Origin of the sequence: Clostridium cadaveris (genome assembly GCF_020911725.1) — a bacterium.
Taxonomy (GTDB): Bacteria; Bacillota; Clostridia; order Clostridiales; family Clostridiaceae; genus Clostridium_X; species Clostridium_X cadaveris.
The window spans coordinates 2971809-2994460 of sequence record NZ_CP076620.1 but is presented as its reverse complement, the minus strand read 5'-3'; the positions used below and the strand labels follow the sequence as shown (position 1 = coordinate 2994460).

At 31.4% G+C, this 22652-nt stretch carries 17 protein-coding genes; 14 read left to right on the top strand and 3 right to left on the bottom strand.

The genetic code is table 11. From position 1 onward, the window contains the following. The first annotated feature begins 227 nt into the window (after positions 1-227). From KQH81_RS14355 to KQH81_RS14295, 13 genes are all read left to right on the top strand, one after another. Positions 228-1370 (top strand): DUF4430 domain-containing protein, encoded by a 1143-nt coding sequence (locus KQH81_RS14355; RefSeq protein ID WP_027637636.1) that lies wholly within the window; start codon positions 228-230, stop codon positions 1368-1370. Between the two features lie 25 nt (positions 1371-1395). Next, positions 1396-4758 (top strand): Ig-like domain-containing protein, encoded by a 3363-nt coding sequence (locus KQH81_RS14350; protein WP_230028443.1) that lies wholly within the window; start codon positions 1396-1398, stop codon positions 4756-4758. An 88-nt stretch (positions 4759-4846) separates the two neighbouring features. Continuing rightward, positions 4847-6805 (top strand): DUF4430 domain-containing protein, encoded by a 1959-nt coding sequence (locus KQH81_RS14345; RefSeq protein ID WP_074845280.1) that lies wholly within the window; start codon positions 4847-4849, stop codon positions 6803-6805. After that, positions 6738-8705, top strand: coding sequence for a prenyltransferase/squalene oxidase repeat-containing protein (locus KQH81_RS14340; protein ID WP_177192664.1), 1968 nt, complete (start codon positions 6738-6740; stop codon positions 8703-8705). Before KQH81_RS14345 ends, KQH81_RS14340 begins: the two co-directional genes overlap by 68 nt. Then, positions 8677-9669, top strand: coding sequence for an AAA family ATPase (locus KQH81_RS14335; protein WP_230028441.1), 993 nt, complete (start codon positions 8677-8679; stop codon positions 9667-9669). The genes KQH81_RS14340 and KQH81_RS14335 overlap by 29 nt, the downstream gene beginning before the upstream one ends. Continuing rightward, positions 9666-10832 (top strand): DUF58 domain-containing protein, encoded by a 1167-nt coding sequence (locus tag KQH81_RS14330; RefSeq protein ID WP_230028440.1) that lies wholly within the window; start codon positions 9666-9668, stop codon positions 10830-10832. The genes KQH81_RS14335 and KQH81_RS14330 overlap by 4 nt, the downstream gene beginning before the upstream one ends. A 12-nt stretch (positions 10833-10844) precedes the next feature. Continuing rightward, positions 10845-13202, top strand: a complete 2358-nt coding sequence (locus KQH81_RS14325) for a transglutaminase-like domain-containing protein (protein WP_074845288.1) — start codon at positions 10845-10847, stop codon at positions 13200-13202. Positions 13203-13218: 16 nt separating this feature from the next. Further along, positions 13219-13767, top strand: coding sequence for a DUF4430 domain-containing protein (locus tag KQH81_RS14320; protein ID WP_099336000.1), 549 nt, complete (start codon positions 13219-13221; stop codon positions 13765-13767). 27 nt (positions 13768-13794) lie between these two features. Next, on the top strand, positions 13795-14676 hold the full coding sequence (locus KQH81_RS14315; RefSeq protein WP_178310718.1) for an energy-coupling factor transporter transmembrane component T: 882 nt from the start codon (positions 13795-13797) through the stop codon (positions 14674-14676). Further along, complete coding sequence (locus KQH81_RS14310; RefSeq protein ID WP_178310716.1) at positions 14649-16328, top strand: ABC transporter ATP-binding protein; 1680 nt, start codon at positions 14649-14651, stop codon at positions 16326-16328. The genes KQH81_RS14315 and KQH81_RS14310 overlap by 28 nt, the downstream gene beginning before the upstream one ends. Before the next feature lie 12 nt (positions 16329-16340). Then, positions 16341-17090, top strand: a complete 750-nt coding sequence (locus KQH81_RS14305; RefSeq protein WP_178310715.1) for an ECF transporter S component — start codon at positions 16341-16343, stop codon at positions 17088-17090. Further along, on the top strand, positions 17083-17325 hold the full coding sequence (locus KQH81_RS14300) for a homing endonuclease associated repeat-containing protein (RefSeq protein WP_027637626.1): 243 nt from the start codon (positions 17083-17085) through the stop codon (positions 17323-17325). Before KQH81_RS14305 ends, KQH81_RS14300 begins: the two co-directional genes overlap by 8 nt. A 289-nt stretch (positions 17326-17614) precedes the next feature. After that, positions 17615-18244 carry an HAD family hydrolase gene (locus tag KQH81_RS14295; RefSeq protein WP_074845294.1) on the top strand — a complete coding sequence of 210 codons (630 nt, stop codon included), beginning with the start codon at positions 17615-17617 and terminating at the stop codon, positions 18242-18244. A 103-nt stretch (positions 18245-18347) separates the two neighbouring features. On the opposite strand, the gene KQH81_RS14290 is transcribed toward KQH81_RS14295, so the two are convergent. Together KQH81_RS14290 and KQH81_RS14285 are read right to left on the bottom strand one after the other, a co-directional pair. Continuing rightward, entirely contained in the window at positions 18348-18977 is a 630-nt protein-coding gene (locus KQH81_RS14290; RefSeq protein WP_027637624.1) for a GNAT family N-acetyltransferase, read from the bottom strand. A 217-nt stretch (positions 18978-19194) separates the two neighbouring features. Further along, positions 19195-20544 carry a DUF4317 domain-containing protein gene (locus KQH81_RS14285; protein WP_099335998.1) on the bottom strand — a complete coding sequence of 450 codons (1350 nt, stop codon included), beginning with the start codon at positions 20542-20544 and terminating at the stop codon, positions 19195-19197. Between the two features lie 441 nt (positions 20545-20985). Between KQH81_RS14285 and trhA the strand changes: the two genes are divergently transcribed. Beyond that, positions 20986-21657, top strand: coding sequence for a PAQR family membrane homeostasis protein TrhA (gene trhA, locus KQH81_RS14280; protein WP_027637622.1), 672 nt, complete (start codon positions 20986-20988; stop codon positions 21655-21657). A gap of 46 nt (positions 21658-21703) precedes the next feature. On the opposite strand, the gene KQH81_RS14275 is transcribed toward trhA, so the two are convergent. After that, positions 21704-22408 (bottom strand): DUF1287 domain-containing protein, encoded by a 705-nt coding sequence (locus KQH81_RS14275; protein ID WP_207719576.1) that lies wholly within the window; start codon positions 22406-22408, stop codon positions 21704-21706. Between the last annotated feature and the right edge of the window lie 244 nt (positions 22409-22652).

Genomic DNA, 22652 nt, shown 5'->3' with positions numbered 1-22652 from the left:
GGTGGTCTGGATAATAGGTGTAGTGCACATATTATAAATAGTATTTTCTGCCATTATGGAGTTTTTCATAATGGTTATTTTTTTGTGATACAAATAAAAGCAGGCTGTCGAAAGATAGTCTGCTTTTATTTTTGAATTGAGATAGAGAAGGACATGCCATGTAAATATAACTTTAAAGTTATATTAATATATAATATTTTAAAATTTTAAGTAAAGGGGAGAATGTTGTGAGAAAAAATAAGGAAAAGATCTTGTCTATCCTTCTTGTGTTTATGATGGTATTTTCCATACTTGTTCCGCCAGTATTTGCATCAGCAAGTACCACTGGTGAAATATCCATTGAAACCACATTGACAGATGGCATGACTTTAAAAGGAAGTAAAAAAACCTTTGATGTTATTGCTAGAGATGCAAACAATAAGAAGATAGTTTCATCAGTGACACTTAATGGTGACCCTGTCAAGGTTAATTGGGACGATGATGTAAAAACAAGCTATACTCTTAAATTTATCAAAGAAGGTGAAAATACTGTTATTGTATCTGCTGGGGGAAAATCTCAAACATATAGGATAATATATCAAAAGGCACAGCCTGGAGATCTCATTGGATATTCAACATGGACAATAGAAGCTTTAACAATTGGAAGTGGTTTTATTGAACTTCCAATGCAGGTGCCAATTTATGAAGGTGAAAATGCTGCTGTAATGTTGGACAGACTTTTAACTGAACATGGATACTCCTATAGTCGTACAGGTAATTTGGAAAGCTCTTTCTATTTAGCGATTTTAGGAAATGGGGGAGCAAACAACTTATACAACGATAGTAGTTTTAAATATGGTTGCCAAGACCCTGCAAAAGGAAAGAAACTAAGTTTACCTCTCAATCCAACAGATCAGATTCCAAAGGATTTAATATCAGTACTAGAAAAGGAAGGAATTGCTTTAGAAGATGCTCTTTATGTTGATGAAAATAATAAACCTTATGGATTAGGTGAGTTTGATTATACATCTATGTCTGGTTGGATGTATGCAATTAACTCTAAGTTTCCTAATGTAGGTTTTGCTGATTCATATGTATCTGATGGAGATGTTGTACGTGTCCAATTTACTCTTTATGGTTATGGTGCTGACATTGGTGGAGGATATGCAATGGGTGGAGTAAACACTGATTATTACTCTGTTGCTAATAAAGATAAATTGATGACAGAAATTGCACGTATTAATTCAGCTGATGATAAAGATAAAATTTTGGCTAAGAAAGGCGTAAAACAAGCTTATGAAAACGCTATTACAGTTGCAGAACAGTTGAATGCAAAACAAGAGGCTGTAGATAAAGCTTATATGGAGCTTCAAAATATTTTAAAATTTTAATTAAATAAGTAAAGGAGAGAATATTGTGAGAAAAAATAAGGAAAAGATTTTGTCTATCCTTCTTGTGTTTATGATGGTATTTTCTATATTTGTTCCGCCAGTATCTGCATCAGCAAGTACCACTGGAGAAATGCCTATTAAAATCACATTAACAGATGGAACAACAGAAGTAACAAATATTGAGAGAAGTGAGATTTCAGTAGACCCTGGGAATGATGGCGAAAAAACTACAATACCTTTATTCAATGCTGAAATACCTTCAGGAACAGAATATGTATATATTTACTATCCTGCTGGATCTGATATATCAAAGTATTGTGCTTGGTATGATCAGACTTTAGATCAATATCCTATGCAAGAAGAAGGAGAATATACACTTGAGAAGTTAGACGATGGATCTTTCAAACTTAGAGTAAAAGTTGATAAAACAGGAGATGGAAATGCTGATACTTTCATAATGAAAGATAGCAAATTAAAGCTTGTAAACGCTGTTGCATTTAAGTTTAAAGATGGTTCAGGGGGTATTGCTGCTACAGGAGTTTCTCTAAATAGAAACAATGCAGAGATAAAAAATGGTGAAAAGCTTCAATTAGAAGCTAAAGTAGAGCCTAATAATGCTGCAAATAAAAAAGTAACTTGGAAATCTTCTGATAGCAATATTGCATCAGTTGATGAAAATGGACTTGTAACAGCCAATGCTAAGGGAAAAGCTATAATTAAAGTTACAACATTAGATGGCAACCATACATCAGAATGTGAAGTATCAGTGCTTCCAAGTGATAGTGAATTAGCTGTTGAGGTTAAAATTGCTACAACACCAGAAGATGCAATTATATTCTTAACTGATGTAGATGGAAATCGTATTCTACCTCTTGAAAATGGGAAATATTCTTTAAAGAATGGCTTAAAATATGATTATATTGCTACAAAGTATGGTTATGTGTCTAAGGCTGATAGTTTTGTAGCTGGTGAAGAAACACTTAATATAGTATTAGAAAAAGCAACGGATAATGAGGCTATAAAGCCTAATATTCCGTCTCAGTGGCCAAATTTTAGAGGTGATCAAAACAATAATGCTGTTGTAAATATGAAAACTCCTAAAAATGCAAATGAAGCTACTTTATATTGGTCAACTAAAAAAGGATCAGGCTATGGCGGCAATGCAATTGGATCTCCAATTATTGTTGATGACTATTTAGTTTTTTGTTCTGGAAAATCACTTTATAAAATGAATAAGTTCACAGGAGAAGTTATGGAACAAACGGGCAAAATGGTTGGAAATTCAAATTTCAATATAATTCCACCAACATATGCTGAAGGAATGATTTTTGTAGGATTAGCTAATGGTACTATTCAAGCTTTCAATGCTGACACTTTAGAATCATTATGGGTTTATAAAGACTCATTAAGAGGACAACCTAATAGTCCAATTGTATATAATGACGGCTATGTGTATACTGGATTTTGGAAAAATGAAAGAAGAGAGGCAAATTATGTATGTGTTTCAGTCACAGATGAAGATATTCATAACACACTAGAAGAAAAAAAAGCTACATGGAAGCATGAACAACGTGGAGGTTTCTACTGGGCTGGATCTTATGTATGTAATGACTTTGTACTTGTAGGCACAGATGATGGAGTAAGCGGATATTTATCAGATACTTCAAATTTTCTTTCATTGAACCCAAAGACAGGAGAAATAATTGACAAAATTGAAAATTTAAACGGTGATATAAGATCATCTGTATCTTATGATAAGGTAACAAATCGTTATTATTTCACTTGTAAAGGTGGAAGTTTCTACAGTGTTGCAGTGAATAAAGATGGAACTTTTAAAAAGGATCCATCAGGTGTTCAAGGATATGACCTTAAAGAAATTTTACTTGATAATGGTGCAAATGAACCAGAATTACCTCCAATGAGTACATCTACTCCTGTTGTTCATAATGGACGTGCATATATAGGAGTTTCAGGAACTTCACAGTTTGGACAGTATAGTGGACATAATATTACTGTAATTGATCTAAAGAAATGGGAAATTGCATATAAAGCACCTACAAAAGGATATCCTCAAACTAGCGGATTGTTATCTACTGCTTATGAGGATGAAGATGGATATGCATATGTTTACTTTATAGATAATTATACACCTGGACAAGTGCGTGTAATAAAAGATAAGCCTGGAGTAACTTCAGTTATTGATGGAGTAACTGAACAATATGGTAATGGTGAAATATTGAAGGGGTGTGCACCTGTACTATTTACACCATCTGGAGATGAAGCACAATATGCAATTTGCAGTCCAATTGTAGACAGTGAAGGTACAATGTACTTTAAGAATGACTCTGCACGTATGATGGCTTTAGGTAGCAAAATAGATCATATAGCAATTACTGAAAAGCCACAAAAAACCACTTATGTGGAAGGAGAAACATTTGATTCCACTGGAATGAAAGTTACAGCTTATCTTATGAATGGATTACAAAGAGATATTACTAAATATGTTTCATTTTCTAAGGATCCATTAACAAAATCAGATACTGATATTACTATTTCCTACAATTATGTTAAGTATGGTGATAAGTTTAATGCTGAAAATGGAAATGAAACAAATGTAACTGTTATCCCTCCTGAAACTTATATTGACCTAGTTATATTATCATCAGGAGATCAAGATACAATTACTCATGTTAAAGGATTAATTGATGCTATTGGAGATGTAACTCTAGATAGTGGCAAGGCAATCGATATAGCTAGAAAAAGCTATGATGCTTTAGATGAGTCTTTAAAAGAATATGTTTCTAACTACAATGTTTTAACTGCTGCTGAAGCTGAATATGACGCTATAAGTAATGTGGTATCTCAAATAGAAGCTAATAAAGAAGTTTCTTATTCTAAGGCAGAAGATATAAGAAAAGCTAGAGAGGCTTATGAAGTCCTAACTTCAGAGCAAAAGGCTAAGATTACGAATTACCAGACATTATTAGATGCAGAAAAAGAACTTCAATCTTTAATTAATGAAATTGAGAATGTTAAAACATCAATTAATAATATCGGAACAGTAAGTCTTGATAGTGAAGAGGCAATTACTATGGCACGTAAGGCATATGATGCACTTCCAGAAGATTCAAAGGCTGGAGTTGACAACTATAATGTATTAACTGATGCAGAAGCTTCCTTAAAGACATTGAAGGAAGATGCTGATTCTGGTCAAAAACCTTCAGAAGATGAAAAAACGTCAGAAGATACAAAGCCTTCAGAGGATGAAAGAACTCAAGAGGTACCTTCAACAGGTGATGAAAATAATTTAATTTACTTTGCTATTACTGGTATTTTATCAGTAGCAGGTATTTTGGCAATGAGAAGTTCATCAAGACGTAGAGTGTAAAATAAAAATTAATTGTTTAAATGCGGTGAAGGCTATTTGATTTTGACAATAGCCTTCGCTGTCTTATTAATTATATAAGGTGAGATTTATGAAAAAAACTAATAAAAAATTAATACGTTTTTTGACTATTTCAGTTGTTCCACTTTTACTTATTATATCTATGGTTTTAACAGGATTCCAAACAAAGGTTCAGCCAGAAAATCCATTGAATACTGAGTCAACCTCATCAAAAATGATGCCTAATGCTGGAAAGACTATTGGACTAGAGGGTGAATATCTTACTAATTTAGGAAATGCAGATATTAACAAAGCAGAAGTATCAGATGAGAACATTGATGAGGATAGCTTGGAATCAAATGATAAAAATGATGGTAAGGGCGATATAGGAGAGACTTCTGACAATATAGGAGATAGTGATAAAGTAAATCCTAATAATCCTGGAGATTTCCAAATTTCTTCAGGAGATACGACGGATACTGTATATTTTACTACTACCATTAAAAATGGAGAGGTTGTCTATTCTAGGGATTATTCTTTTAAAATCAATCATAAACAGGAAAATTTAAGGGTTAAAGAAGAAAGAGTTTATATAAATAACATTCAACAACCACAGTTTAAAGGAAATGTTTTGCTTGAGGAAGGTAAAAATGAAATTAAAGTTTCAGTTACCTATGTGGATAAGCAAGGGAAAAAAATGACGTTATATCAAGACTACGTTGTATACGTAGACTTAGGGAATCTTGTAATACGTTCGGATTTAAAAAATAAAACAGTTGAAACAGATACTTTGGATTTTACTGCCTCTGCAACTCTACAAAAAAAAGAGGTTCCAGTTACAGTGAAGTGTAACGGTGAGGAGTTGAAATCTTCTTCCGATAATAAATATAGGGCAAAGTTAAATGAAGGAGAAAATACCATTGAGTTATTTGCAGAAAGTGGAGGAAAGAGCGATAAGCAGACTTATACAATACAGTGTCGTTTGCCAAAAGATTCAAAGATTGAGACTGATTTAGTAAATCAAACTGTTAATACTGATACCTTTTCATTCAAAGCAGCTATTATTAATTTTTCAAGCAAAGGAAGATTAACTGTAGTTTGCAATAAGAAAACTATTTTGCCTGTGGCAGAAAATGAATATACAGTTCCATTGAATATTGGAGCTAATATTATTCGTTTAAAAGCAACGGATATAGTGAATGGAAAATTAGTTACTTTGGCTGAGGCATCCTATGTTATTAAATATGTGCCTATTGCAGATGAAGGGACTAAACCTGCAATTAAACATATAAATGTAACTGATGGTATGACAATAATGGGTAATGAATTTACTTTAGATTTACTTCCAGAAGATTATAAGGGAAATAGAATTTATAGCGAGGGTATTACCGTACAGCTAAATGGAAAAGTGTATAAAAATACATGGCAATCAGAGTTTACAAGCTACCTTCTTTATCTCCAAGGAGGAGCAAATACGCTAGATATTAGAATTAAGGATTCGGACGGAAGATATAATGATTATAGTTATAAAATTAATTGTAAAACCGTTGCAGATGGAGAAAAGATTGGAGAAATTACAATTAGTGTAGACGCAAATGTACTAGGACTCGGATACATTGTAGCACCAGTTAAAGTGCCAATCCGTCAAGGAGAAACTGGTTCATATTTTCTCACTCGTTTTTTAGAGGAAAAGGGATTCAAGTATAAGCATACCGGTTCTCTTGATATAGGGTTTTACTTGTCAAGAATTATGAAACCAGGTATAGCAACTGGAGTATCTATACCAGAAGATTTAAGACAAGCCATTGATAAGGATGGATTAGAGTGGAAAGAACAACGCTATGATGATAGTATTGGTGAATTTGACTATTGTCAAGGCTCTGGATGGATGTATTCTGTAAATGGATCTTTTCCTGGATATGGCTTCTCTGATGTTGTTTTTAAAGATGGTGATGTGGTTCGCATAAGATTCACACTAGCATATGGAAAGGATATTGGAGGATATAAAGCAACTGGTGGACAAGGACAAAATTACGATAAGGTATGGTGAAAATAAATCTATGAAGCGATTGATAAATAAAACAGCAGTTCTTATTTTGACGGTAATATTTATTTTATCCAGTGTGCCTGTTTATGCATATGCACAGCATAAAGATTATACTTTATCCAATTTAGAAGAAACAATAATAGGTATTGTTGATTGGAAAAAATCTGAGGGTAGTGGAAAAAATAAAAGCTTGTTTAATAAAAAGGTTATTTCTGAAGCTGGAAATGGTTCTGCTGATTGGTATGCAGTAGGATTAGGAAGAATGGGTTATGATGATGACTATTTTTCTTATTTAGCAATGCTAAAAAACTTTATTCAGCAGAGATACTCCACAGAAGATAAGCTAGATGCTCAAAAAGCAACTGAATGGCACAGGATATCTTTAGCTATATTATCTCTTGGAGGAGATCCTACAGATGCAGCAGTAGACAAAGATGGAAAGCATATCAACTTGATTGCTGATGGCACATATAATAGGGGGAATACGGAATCACTAGGCTCTCAGGGAATTAACGGCTATATATGGGGATTAATTACCTTAGATGCTATGAGATATACAGTGCCAGAAAATTCGGCAGATACTAGAGATAGTATTATTCAAAAAGTTCTTGAGAATCAGCAATCAAGTGGTGCTTTTTCACTTAATGGAGATGATGCTGATGTTGATATCACTGCTATGGCTTTGACGGCGTTAGCGCCATATTACAATAGTGAACAAAGTTATTTTGTACATGAGAGTAATTTAACAGTTAGAGATTCTGCAGACAAGGCAGTAGAGTATCTTTCAAAAGCTCAGGGGGATGATGGTGGATTTACTTCCTGGGGAATAAAAAATTGTGAAAGCTCAGCCCAAGTTATGGTTGCCTTATGCAACCTTGGAATTGACCCAGTTAATGACGAGCGTTTTATCAAAAATGGAAATAACATTCTTGATGGATTAATGCAGTACAAAGTAGACAATGGAGGTTTTACTCACAGCTATGATGAGGATAAGGATAATCCTTCAGCGTCTCCAGGAAAAGCTAATTCCATGGCAAGTGAACAAGCTTTATATTCTTTGGTTTCCTTATATAGGTTTCAAACCAACTTGAGATCACTTTTTGATTTTAGACCTGAAATGACGAAAGCACAAAAGGAGCAAATTGAAAAATTAGAAGACAATATTGATGCTATGTCTGAGGACTATGGATCTGTTCAAAAGTTGTTTGAGGAATATCTTAGAATTCCTGTAACTGAACGATGCTATGTGAAGAATTATTGGAAATTAGCAAATTCAATAAAAAAAATGGGTATTAAAAATACTAGTGAATATTTATCATCAGCAATGAATGAAAATACATCCCAAAAGGGTACTGTAATTAATATTTTTAAGCAACAGGCTGTCAAATTAAATTTAATTTTTAATGAAAACGACTTAGAAGAATACAAGTCGCTGCCAGATAAGATGGGAACGGAATACTATGGAACTGTTATACGTCTTATAGAAAAGCTTGAAGCCTCTAAAAATAATGAAGAATATAAGAGCATTCTTGATGATTTGATTAATAAAAAATCCCAGATTGAAGAAGTTCAACATGAGATAGAAGATATTAATGCATTTATTTTGGAGTCTCTTTATCCATTTGAAAATATTGGTTATAAGGACAAAGATAAGATAGATAGTATTCTATACAGAATAGACAAGCTAGATGAAAATGATAGGAGTCTTGTTCTTGGATATGAAGATGTTCTTCGTGGGAAAACTCAAATAACAACACAAATAAGATCAGTGATTATTGGAGCTTTGGTTACTTTAGTTGCTGCTATATTAATTGCAATTTTGGTATTGCGATTTAAAAAGAAAAGAAAATGCAAAAAAGAACAGCTTATGATTGATGAGAACAATGATAATGACGATTGGTAAGGTGAAAAATATGTTAAATAAAACAGAAGAAATTATGGAAGAATTAAAAAAAGCAATAGTTGGAAAAGATGACATATTAATTAAAGTTTATATGGCTATCATTTCCTCAGGTCACGTTTTGTTAGAGGACGTACCAGGAGTTGGAAAGACAACTTTAGCATTGGCTTTCTCAAAGGTACTAGGATTAGATTATAAAAGAATGCAATTTACATCTGATAGCGTACCATCAGATATTACAGGCTTTTCTATATATGATAAATCTCAAAATAGCTTTAAATATCAAGAAGGCGTTGCCATGACCAATTTTTTATTAGCAGATGAAATTAATCGTACTTCAAGTAAAACTCAGGCGGCTTTACTTGAGGTTATGGAAGAAAGACAAATTACGGTTGATGGAATAACTCGTCCAGTACCATCACCTTTTATTGTACTTGCAACACAAAACCCTGTAGGTTCGGCAGGAACTCAAATGCTTCCTTCTTCACAGCTAGACCGTTTTATGATCAAGCTAAAAATGGGTTATCCAGATTTTCATAGTCAAGTTAACATTTTAAAAGAACGACATAGTGCAAATCCACTTGATTCTGTACAATCAGTGACTACCAGAGAGGAGATTATTGAGATACAAAAGACAGTTGCAAAGATCAATGTAGAAGATTCCATTTATGAATATATAACTCGATTGGTAGAAATGACAAGAAACCATAGTTCAATTGAATTAGGTATCAGTCCTAGAGGTGCTTTAAGTATATGCCAGATGACAAAGGCACATGCATATGTAGAAGGACGTGACTATGTAATTCCCGCAGATGTTCAAGCTATATTCTGTGATGTCAGTGCACACCGTTTGATTATTAAACAGAAAGCAAAGATTTCAGGGGCAGATGCTTTGTCTATTGCTAAGGACATTTTATCTTCTGTAGAAAAGCCTGTTATTGGAACACATACTGGGAAAAAATTATGATGAAAGCAAGAGTTTACTATATACTTTGGATTATATTTCTACTGATTGCTAATGTTTTTATAAATACAGCCGGCGCTTTTATATTGCTGGTTCTAACTATAATGATAACCTTACTAAGTTTATTTATATACCTTTTTACATCGCCTAAGATTTCTATTATAGTTAAATTTCCTGAAAATACGGACAAGAAAAAAACAGCTCATGGAAATATTCAGGTGATAAACAAGGGGTATCTTCCATATGTAAGAATTAAGTTTACACTATACGGTGAAAATTTATTAACGGGTGAAAAAGTTGAATTTCCAGTACAAGTATCTGTTCCTTCCTTTGGTAAAATAGATATTCCAGTTAAAATAAAGGATGATTTCTGTGGAAAAATTGATTTTTCAGCCACAGATATGAAAATATATGATGTTTTTTTATTGACATATAGGTCAAAATCTTGTGAGGTAAAAGGCAATATGCTTGTTTTGCCAGATTGGATATCTAGTGATATTAGGATTAATAATGCAAATCATACAGATTTGGAAGCAACGGATTATTCTGATTCCAAATCTGGTTTCGATATGAGTGAGCCTTTTGGATATCGAGAATATATACAAGGAGACAGTCCTAAAAGTATCAATTGGAAGCTAACGCAGAAACTAGATAATTTGATTGTTCGTGAAGGAGGTAATCCTGTTTCTAGATTGGTACTTATTCTTCTAAATACAGGAGTGAGCAACCAAGATGAGCTGCCTGAGTATAAGGTAATAGACACTATTATAGAGGTGAATGTAGCTTTAAGCAGGATTTTACTAGCAAATGGTATTGCACATGGAATGGCTTGGCAAGATCAGAAAAGTAATGAATTTAATATATATGAAATTAATAGTGAGGATGATTTAGCAGATATCATTCTGAAATTATTGTCTTTACAGATTAAAGTTGATGAAATTTCATGCTTAGAACACTACATGAAAAACTGTAAAGATCATGATTTTTCCAATATTCTTTGTGTCTCCCCAGTTGTACCACCATCAGAATTATTGCAATATCAAAGAACAACTGTGCTTTTAGTTGAAAAGGAAAAGACACAAGAGGTTTATGAGGATGGCAAGGCTGAAATCATTCCATTTTCATCTGATAGTATGAAAACAGATTTGCTTAATATTAGGATTTAAAGGGGGCATATTATGAATAGTTCAGTAAGAAGTACATTAAAGTTTGCAAAAGTTGAAAAAGAATTGTCCCTAGAGTTTTCTCCAAGAGATTTATGGTGGGAATGGCTTTTAGCCTTTATAGGTACCGTAAGTTTTATTAACTTATTATGCGTTATATTTTCTATTAAAAATACATACTTAATTGTATTAGGTGCAGCATTTTTATCCATAGGAATCCAATTTTTATATTCCTATGGAGGGAAAATACGTATTTTGAGTTTTGGTATTTTATTATTTGGAATTCTTGCAGCATTGTTAGTATATACGAAGATACTAGGCGGATTTTATATTACAATAAATCAGGTTTTAGATACATTCGGAAATTGCTTTGGGAAAATTATGCCCATTTTTTCAGTGCCTGTTTTAAAAGAAGAATATGTATTATCCCAGATGTTATTTATAGGGATATTAACATTTATTATGGCATATCCGATTACTTTTTCTAGTAAAAACAAAGAGATTATAATACCTACTATTTGTTCATGTATCCTACTAGTACTATGTGGTGTACTAAAATGCCAAGTACAACCTATACTTCTTATATTTTGGAGTATTTTTGTACTTGGAATAGTAATTGGAAAGATCTGTGCAAATAAACGGATTACCTTTATATTAGGAGGGGCTACGGGGATTATTTGTATTTTAAGTGTAGTTATTTTCTCTTTGACAGGATTTACAGATAATTATGAAGGAATGAATATATTTTCTTCAGCGAAATCTAGCATGGACAATTTAGTTCATAATGCTAGATATCAAGGGACTAACATTATGCCAGAGGGAGATTTTCGAAATCTAAAACCATTTCATCCAACAGAGAAAGAACAATTAGAAATTGTAATGAATAAGCCTGATTCTTTATATTTAAGAGGTTTTGTTGGTAGTAAATATAATGGTAGAGGCTGGGATAATATTTCTAATTCTAAATTATTCGAAAGTAAAGATCTTTTTTACTGGCTTCATGAAGAAGGGTTTTATGGACAAACACAGATTGCCAATTTAGCTCAATCAGTAGATAGTTCTATAACAAATGATAAGTATAATCAAATATCTATACGTAATATTGGAGCAAACAGCAAATATATATACTCACCATATGAACTTGTTGACGGAGGTAGTATATCTTTGCCTGAAGATAATATAGGTGACGAGAATATATTAGCTAATGGATTTAAGGGTAATAGGTACTATAAATACACTGCATTGTTAAATCAAGTAAAGAGTTATACAACTTTATCTCAAAAATTAAACAGTCAATTAAGCTCAAATGAAAAAGATATTGAGTCATACATTAATAGTGAAGAGCACTATAATGAATTCGTATATGATACTTATTTGGATATGCCAGAAAATATAAGGAATTTATTAAAGAATCATTTGGGTGACTACAATTTAGAAGGAAATACGCATTTGAATTATTATAATGCAAAACAAAATATATTGTCGTATTTAACAACTAAACTATCATACAGTACTGATGTACACTTTACGGATAATGGAAATGATTTCTTGCAAAATTTTTTGGAAGGAAGCTGCGAAGGATATTCTGTGCATTACGCTACAGCAGCGACTTTAATGTTTAGATATTATAAGATTCCTGCTAGATATGTAGAAGGGTTCGTTATTACTCCAGATGATGTAAAGGGAGTGCTTGCAAATTCGGCAATTTCCATAGATGAAACACATGCACATGCTTGGGTGGAGTTTTATCAAGATGGAGTTGGATGGATACCATTTGAAGTTACGCCACCATATTTAAATATTATGGAAAAGGATGATGAATTATCAGGCCTTCCTAATATGGATTATGAAGAAAGTAATATAGAACAGAATGATAATGGTAATAATGAACAGGATGTCAATGAAGGAATAAGTGAAATGGATAAGATGAAGCATTTTAGTTTCGTTTTAAATGTTATGAAATTTACATTGGGGCTTATAATTTTAATATTATTAGCACTAATAATGATAGTTCTTTATAAAAGACTCAAATTGAAAAGAAGACTAAAAACTTTTGAAAGCTCTGATATTCAAGAAAGCATTATTCAAATATTTTCATATATAGCAGATATGATGATTGTAACAGGTGTGATAAAAGATGAAAATGAAATATATGAGGTAGATATATCTTTAAGAGAATGGTTAAAGGATGATACGTCAGATTTTCAAAAGGCATTACAAATATATGAAGAAGCTAGATATAGTAGACATGAAATGAATTCACTTCAAAGGCAATATTTAATTGATACAAAAGATAAAATACAAAAGAAAATTCGCTACAATGCTAAGTTTTTTAGAAACTTAAAATATCGTTTAGTGAATTGCATTTATTAATATTGGAGGGAGTATGATGAAAAAAGATATATTGGGAATTTTTGCTCTAATACTCTTGATTTCTGTGCTTGTAATGGGTACTGATATCCAATCAGTGGATGAATATTATATGACTCATATTGATGACATTACAGAAAGCAGCCAAACTGTAACTATTAGTATACGTTGTGATACGGTACTAGATAATTATGATAAGTTATCTAAAAAATTAAAGTCGAATGAATTCATACCTAAGGATGGCGTTATTCTTTCTCCTACAAAATATGTTTTACGTTCAGGAGATACTGTCTTCGATATTTTAGATCGAGCAGTTCGTTATAATCGTATTCAAATGGAATATGAAGGAGCTGAGAAGAATAGTTTTGGAAGTGCATATGTTCAAGGAATTAATTATTTATATGAGTTTTCTTGTGGACCTTTGTCTGGGTGGATGTATTTAGTAAATGGGGATTTCCCTAATTATGGATGCTCTAAATATCAATTAAAAGATGGAGATGTTATAGAGTGGGTATACACTTGTAATTTAGGAAAAGATGTTGGATGTAAATGGAATGAAACAAAGTAAACTTAAGAAGATGAGAAGGTGAAAATTATGAAAGCATTTGGTTCTTATCATCCTACAGTACTGTTGATTTATTTTCTTTCTGTATTGCTAATTGCTATGTTCACAGTTAATCCTGTTATTCTAGTATTGGCACTTATTGGTGGAATTTGTTTTTGTTCCATTATGAATAGACCGAAAGAAATTTTAAATAATTTATTGTTTTATATACCTTTGTTTCTTATGATTGCTATAACAAATCCATTGTTTTCGCATAATGGAGTTACACCATTATTTTTTTTAAATGGAAATCCTGTTACTTTGGAAGCAATACTGTATGGATTTGATATTGCACTAATGATTGTTGCAGTTATGTATTGGTTTAAATGTCATAACTATATTATGACTAGTGAAAAAATATTATATTTATTTGGAGAAATAATTCCAAAACTTTCTTTACTTTTATCTATAGTATTACGATTTGTTCCTTTGTTTAAAACTCAAATTAAAAAGGTACATCAAATGCAGAAAGCAATGGGACTTTATTCATCAAATAGTTATGTAGATAAAATTAGAAGTGGACTACGAGTGTTTTCAGCAATTTTAATGTGGTCTATAGAAAATGCGGTTGATACAGGAGATTCTATGAAAGCACGAGGATATGGATTAAAAGGACGCAGTCATTTTTCAATGTTTCACTTCACTTTGCAGGATGGTATTGTTATGGGAATTATTATTACTAATTTAACTATTGTAATAGTAGGGATGTTATTTCATACAACGGAATTTTACTTTTATCCTCGTATGACAGAAATACCTCAGACGCCACTTGCATGGACAGTATATATATCATTTGGGATTTTATGCTTTCTTCCATTCATAATAGAAATTAAGGAGAATTTAAAATGGAAATATTACGTATCGAAAATTTAAGCTTCCGTTATGCAGGAGCAAAAAAAGTTGCACTGGATAATATCTCATTTTCCATTAATTCTGGAGATTTTGTAGTTATTTGTGGAGAATCAGGATGTGGGAAAACCACTTTATTAAAGCTTTTAAAAAGAGAATTAGCTCCATACGGAGAAAAAAAAGGAAAGATTATATATCGTGGGATTAATCAAAGTGAGTTAGATGAACGTACTTCTACATGTGATATTGGTTATGTTCTTCAAAATCCAGAAAATCAAGTTGTAACAGATAAGGTGTGGCATGAGCTTGCTTTTGGATTAGAGAATCTAGGATATCCCACTGAAATAATTAGACGTAGGGTATCAGAAATGGCTAGTTACTTTGGAATTCAAACTTGGTTTCGAAAAAATACTAGTGAACTTTCTGGGGGACAAAAGCAGATGCTGAACTTGGCATCTATTATGGTTATGCAACCCAAAATATTAATTTTAGACGAGCCTACATCGCAGCTAGATCCAATTGCGGCTGCTGATTTTATTGGTACATTACAGAAACTGAATAAGGAATTAGGGTTGACGATAATTTTAGTAGAACATCGTTTAGAGGACGTATTCCCAATTGCAGATAAGGTAATGCTACTAGAGGAAGGAAATATTTTGCTATTTGATTTCCCAGATCAAGTTAGTAGTAAACTTCGTAAAATTAATGGAGAACATAAGATGCTTACAGGACTTCCTAGTGCTGTTCGTATTTTTCATGGTCTTGATGTAGAGGGTGCATGCCCTTTGACAGTAAAAGATGGACGTAATTTTTTAGAAGAGAATTATGATGCAAAGATAAATACACTAGATATCATTCCTTATTGTCATAGTGAAAGAATTGTATTAGAAATGAAAAATATTTGGTTTCGATATGAACGAGATTTGCCGGACGTATTACGTGGGGTTACTTTTTCAGTTTATGAAGGAGAGACCTTCTGTATATTAGGTGGAAATGGAACTGGAAAAACCACCACTTTAAATGTACTTGCGGGGATCAATAAAGCATATAGAGGTAAAACCTTAGTACAAGGAAAGAAGATATCTGAATTTAAAGGTAATTCTTTATATCGTTATAATATTGCATTACTTCCACAAAATCCACAGATGGTATTCCTGAAAAAAACAGTACTTGATGATTTTCAGGAAATTTGCAAAATAATGGAGTATGAAAATTCGGAAAAAGAAGCTTTGATTCAGGATGTTTCAAATAAGTTAGGTATATTACATTTGCTGGATTGCCATCCATATGATTTAAGTGGAGGAGAGCAGCAAAAAGCCGCTCTTGCAAAAATGCTTTTATTGAAGCCAAAGATACTTTTATTAGATGAGCCTACTAAAGGAATAGATACATATTCAAAGCAAAGCCTTTCTTTAATTTTAAAAGACTTAAAGAAAGAGGGAATAACAATTGTTATTGTTACACACGATATCGAATTCGCTGCTATAAATGCTGACAGATGTGCTTTATTCTTTGATGGTGAGATTACATCTATTGATACTCCAACAGCATTTTTTGCAGATAATAATTTTTATACAACGGCTGCAAATAGAATTGCTAGAAATCTTTATAAAAATGCTATTACATGTGATGATGTTGTTAAACTTTGTAAAATGAATCAATTAAAAGTTAAATAAGGAGATATAAATATGAGAGAAACAATAAAACATAAAAATGGTGAGAAGAATAAAAAATCTCAGATTGGTATCTTCCTAATTATTGTGGTGATTCCATTGTCGATATGGATAGGCACAGTAATTTTTCCTGAAAAAATTTATGCATGGATATCACTTGTGGTTGCGATTTTATCGTGTATTCCTATTTTTGTACATTTTGAGAGAAAAGAGACTAGCAACAAAGAGCTTATAATTATCGCTGTACTAATTACTATATCTACATTAGGAAGATTTTTATTTGCGTGGATTCCTGGGTTTAAACCAGTAACTGCAATTACTGTGATTGTTGCTGTCTACTTAGGGAAAGAAGTTGGATTTGTAGTTGGATCATTGTCTGCAGTTGCCTCAAATTTTTATTTTGGTCAAGGTCCTTGGACACCATTCCAAATGTTTTCATGGGGATTTATTGGATTTTTAGCTGGAGCACTAGCTCCTAATTTGAAGCGAAAGAAAATAAATTTGATGATATATGGTGCATTTTCAGGAGTTCTTTTTTCTTTAATTATGGATAGTTGGACAACATTGTGGGCAGATGGAACATTCAATCTTAGTCGTTACTTAGCCGTATGTGTTTCGGCAATCCCAGTTACAATAGAATACATGATTTCTAACATTATATTTTTGCAATTAATGTATAAGAGCATGGGAGATATTTTGGAACGTATTACGATAAAATACGGATTATTTCAAGAAGCTAGGAGATCACAAAGTTATTATGAATGATAAATGTAAAAAAGAAGCACTTGAGTTATTGCAAAGCAAGGCAAGTGAAATTGGAAGATTGCCTAAAAAAGCTGATTTTCAAGAAGAAACAGCAAGATTTATTAGACGAATGCTTGGCCCGTGGCCTCGCGCATTGGAGCAAGCAGGTTTAAAAGAAATTAGTCCAACTTATATGGGGAAAAAAGCTCGAAATAGAGTAAAACGAAAAAGAAGAAGAAATCAAAATAAAGCATAAAAAATTAATGTAAATATATAGCAATAAAAAAGTACACCAGAAAATGGTGTGCTTTTTTATTGCTTTAGAACATATAAAAGTACATATTTTAAGAAGTTACAAAAAAGCTACAAAATTAGGAGTTTATATATCGTAACTTAATTAAATAATATGTTTACTAAATAGATTAAGGAGAATAAGGCACCTAAACAACGTAATATTTATATTGTAACTTGGATATTGCTCAATGATTATATAAAATAAATATAGAGGGCAAAATATTATCGAATAAAAAAGGGGATATATAAAAATGAAAAAATATAAGTGTATAATTTTTGATTTAGATGGGACAATGCTAAATACAGAAGAGATGAATATGATACCATTACAAAGGTTAATTAAAGAGGAACTAAATAAAGATATTTCATATAATGACCTTCTAAAATATAAAGCCTATTCAGGAAAGAAAACCTTAGAATTACTAGGCTTTAATGATATTGAGAAGTCTTATTCAAAGTGGGTAAAATATGTTAATGAATATGAAAATGGTGCTGAATTATATGATGGATTCAAAGAAGTAATTGAAACTTTAGATAAGAATAATATTTTATGCGGCATATCAAGCTCTAAAACTAGGGCTCAGTATGAAATAGATTTTTTTAAAACTGGATTACAAAAGTATATGAAAAGTGTTATCTTAGCAGAAGATACAGAAAATCATAAACCACATCCAGAGCCATTATTAAAAGTAGCAGAAACTCTAGAGGTATCCCCTAAAGAAGTAATATATGTTGGAGATACTTTTGCAGATTATAACGCTGCTAAGTCAGCCGGTATGGATTTTGCATTTGCAATATGGGGAGCGTCAGATACTAATGGAATAGAAGCAGATTATAATTTAAATGAACCAAAAGATTTATTAAAGGTATTGGGAATATAGATTTATTTAAAATTTCAAAAACAAAAGAATAGTAAGATTTTTATATATGATACGGAGAACCGTACCACAAATAATTGGTACGGTTCAATAAATATATTATGAATTAAAATTTATATTCATAGAGAAAAGTATTTAGTTTTAAATTTAAACTGTCTAAGCATAATTCCTTTTCATTTAATCTATTAAAGTTTTGGCTATCATAAAATCCGTAATTGCATCTAGTATCAGTAAATAAGTATAAGGATTTTACGTCTTTATTTTTCATATAATCAAATAAATAGTTAATTAAAGTTTTTCCAACACCAAGTCCTCTAGATTCTTTAGATACAATAAATAACTGTATAGCTCCTTGAAAGTTATCTTCTTTGCCTTCTATAAGCTCGTTGTATGAATCTTGAATTTTTGATAGTTCTCCAAGTAAAAATTTATTTTCTTCATTATTCAGTATTAAATCAATTTCCCTACTATCAGATTCAGAAGCATCATTGGAGTATTTTATATGGTTTTTATCATTTTTAGAATTTCCTAAAATAAAACCAATTACTTTATTATCCTTTTCAGCTACTTTGCCAAATGAGCTATTTGAAATAGAATCTTTTAGATAACTATCTAATACTGTATTTAATAATAATTTATCTTTAATAAAGTTATTAAAGCCAAATGCCTCTCCAATTAATTCCTTAATAGTAGCATAATCTGATTTAATTATTTCCCTGTATATTACTTTGTTCATGTTCATAAAATATCCTTTCTATAACTATATTTAAATTTATTATGTAACATAAATTATATTGTATTATGATAATAATGTATCCCTTAAGAGGAGAGTCAATAAAAATATAAATAGATAATATTAAATATTTGTATATAAGAGTGTTGAAGTTCTATTTAATAATTTTAAAGCAAAAAAATAGCAAATCTTAAAATAAGATCTGCTATCTTTATATGTTTTAAATCAAATCATCTACTCCGTTAACTGTAGTTTGTTCATTTTCATTTATAGGTATGACTATACATTTTTGACCATCAATTAATTGAGATTTTATTTGAGGAACCTTTTCAGGTTTTACTTGAACAATTATGTCATAGTCAGAAACTAAATCATCATTTGCTGATTTTGTATCTTCATTTTCATCTAGCGTGTCTTCTAAATCATGTGCTGAAACATCATCTAGTACAGAATCATTTTCAGTTGAAAGAGTCTCGTTGTCGGCATCAGCTTCTTGTGCAACCTCATCAAGCTTAGTTTGAAGTATTTCTACTTGTTTTTGAAGGTGATGCTCTCTTTTTCTTTGTTCGTTAACTTTAAGGGTTTTTGCATCAAGTAAGCTTTCAGCTAAAGGAAGATCTTCACCAAAGTTTTCTACGTAGGATTTTTCAATCTTAGTAGTTATTTCTTCTGGAACTCCACTTTCTATTAAAAGATTTTGTATATCTTTATTTGTTAAAATTATAGGTTCACAGTCTGTATCTTCATACATAGCATTATGCTCGTCTATCATATTACTTAGATTATCTTGAACTTCCATAAAGACTTTCTCAGCTTTTTTCTCATCAGCACCAAAGGAATCTTTAATGATTGATTGGAAGGCTTCTTTTTGTATAGTTGAAGTTTGTTTTGAATAGCATCCTAAAGTGGTTTCCATTAATTCAGGATGGGTATCCTTTGCATTTTTAGTATAGTACATAATAGAGTTAACATCTGAACTACGCTCGATAAAAGCAGGGAATACAAATCCATTAGTTGGAGCTTCAACTACCCAATCGCGTATACGTGCTTTTATCTTATTCTCATCTTCGAAATATCTAAGACCAGGTTCAGAAAGTGAAACAGGGCATATAGCACATAGTACATATTCATATACTTCTTCAGATTCATCTAACTTTGCATTATCAGTAGTTTTGGTCATTACATCATAAGCATCATGAAAAATAAGTATCAAAAAGTTGCCTGTATAATCGTAGTTGTTTATTATAGAATCATAAAAGTCATTAAGGATGCTATCATCCTTCAAACGACTGTTTTTAAGACGCATAAGCGAAATCTGTCTTTCATTTACAAGATCTTCGTTAAGTGGAAAGTTAAGCTCTAAAATATTATTTCCAATGGTTCCAGATAGCACTTTTTTAGCTATTTCTAAATACTTAAAGTATTCATCTTCCTCTAAGTTTAGGAATGTTTCTCTAAATTTTAAAATAATATGCTTTTCTCCGTTAACATAGCATCCACACATTTTAGTGAAGGTGCAGTGATCTTTTTTGAAACGCTTTTTTAACTCGAGTATATCTTTTTTTCTCATATATAAACCTCTCAATCTAAATTTTTATATTCGCAGATATTATCATTATTAAGTATAGTATTTTTTTGATATTAATTAAAGATTTAATCAGTGTAAATCATAATCTCTATTAAGTATTCATTAATACTTTTAATGCTGAGTTCATTAATTGAGAAGATTGAAGCATAAAAAAATGGATGAAGTTTTATTATGATACTTCTTAAATTAATTATACAATAAAATTGCGATATTATCAGGTAAATAGTGGATAAAATTGAATATGATATAATATGATAATAAACCTTCTTGTATCATATATAATAAACGTTATTTAGGATTGCTTTTAGAGATTGTAATATGTATATATATCATTAGGATAGGCAAGATTATCTCAAAGACTGAGCTGGAAAAAGGCTTTAGATTTTAGTATTTAATTTACTATGATAACGGAGGAATTAGATTATGGATAGTGAAAAGGAAAATAGAAAAAAGAGAATAAGAGAACTAAATGAGCCTCCACACCTCACTGCATTAGAAGAAACAGGGAACGCAGTTACCCATGGAATAGGAGCAGTTTTAGCTATAGCAGGGTTTATATTACTATTGTTAAAATCAGATACAGAACTTAAGATTATGGCTTCTTGTTTTTATGGAATTAGTCTGTTTTTATTAATGCTTATGAGCTGTCTATATCATGCATTTAAAAGTGGTTCTGTTGTAAAACGATTATGGAGAAGATTCGATTACGCTTCTATTTATCTATTGATAGGAGGAACTTTTGCACCATTATATTTGGTATATTGGGGAAATACGTTGGGTATAATACTTTTCTGCATTCAATGGGCTTTGATTCTTTTAGGAATAGTTATGCTTAGCGTTTTTGGGCCCGGAAGGCTAAAGTGGCTTCACTTTTCATTATATTTTGTAATTGGATGGAGTGGACTTATATTTATACCGGATTGGATTCACAATAATATGCCTTTATTATGGATGATTTTAATTGGAGGGATTATATACACTATTGGAATGATTCCATTTACAAGAGACAAAAAATATGATCATTTTCTTTGGCATTTCTTTGTAGTGGCAGGAGCAATACTGCATTGGTTTGGTATCTATATGTTTGTTTATTAAAGCAAATCTCTAATTGAATATTATGCAATATCAATTAGAGATTGCATTAAAATTTCCATCTATAATGATATATTTCGTCAAGATTGAACCATGATAGCTTGGACTTTTTCATTTTAGGATAGGAATTGTGTAGCACAAATGGAATACCATCAGAATCACGTTCATTAGATATCATACCAACATGTTCATAAGGTTTAAGAAATAGTAGAATATCGCCAGGCTGCCATTGCTTTAGGTTGTCAGCATCATTAGGAATAACTTTAGTAGTTTCAGCTGAACAGTATTTATCAAAAAATACCTTTTGATTCTTTACACGTCTAAAATCTATGTTGGAATCAGGTTTTCCATTGACACCAGGATAGGAATTTACACTTTTTCTTATATCTTCATCGATTAAAGACTTAAGATCTATTCCAACAGCTTTAAAACTACGCCATATAACATCAGTACATACACCCTCACTATCAGGGGGATAGCCTCCTATATAATAGGCATCCTTATATAGTGTTTCTTCATTAAAGCTTTTCTCGGCAGAAGCAACCATATCTATAGTATCAGCTATACCATTATTATTTCCATCTGTTTTTGAGGATTCATCAGGAATATCTAATTTATTCTCTGGATGAATTATATCTAACCCTTTTGATATACCAGTGATTTCTTCAGTAGAGGGAGTCTTTGATATTACAGGGATGAGTAAGATTAAAATTATTACAATACATATAAAAAAGTATTTGAAAAACTTTTTCAAAATATCACCTCCAAAGTATACATCAATCTAATTGTAATTGGGAAATAATAATAAAGTCAATTATAAAAATGCAATAATAATTTCATAATATGCTATACTCTATATTAAATATGTAGCAAAATAGGAGATGAATTTAAAAAAAAGAATAAAAAATATGAGTAAATGATGCTTTTAGTGTTGTAATTTATGTGGAAATATGACAGAATAATGTTATATCATTACTAAAAAAAGTTCGGTTTTAAAA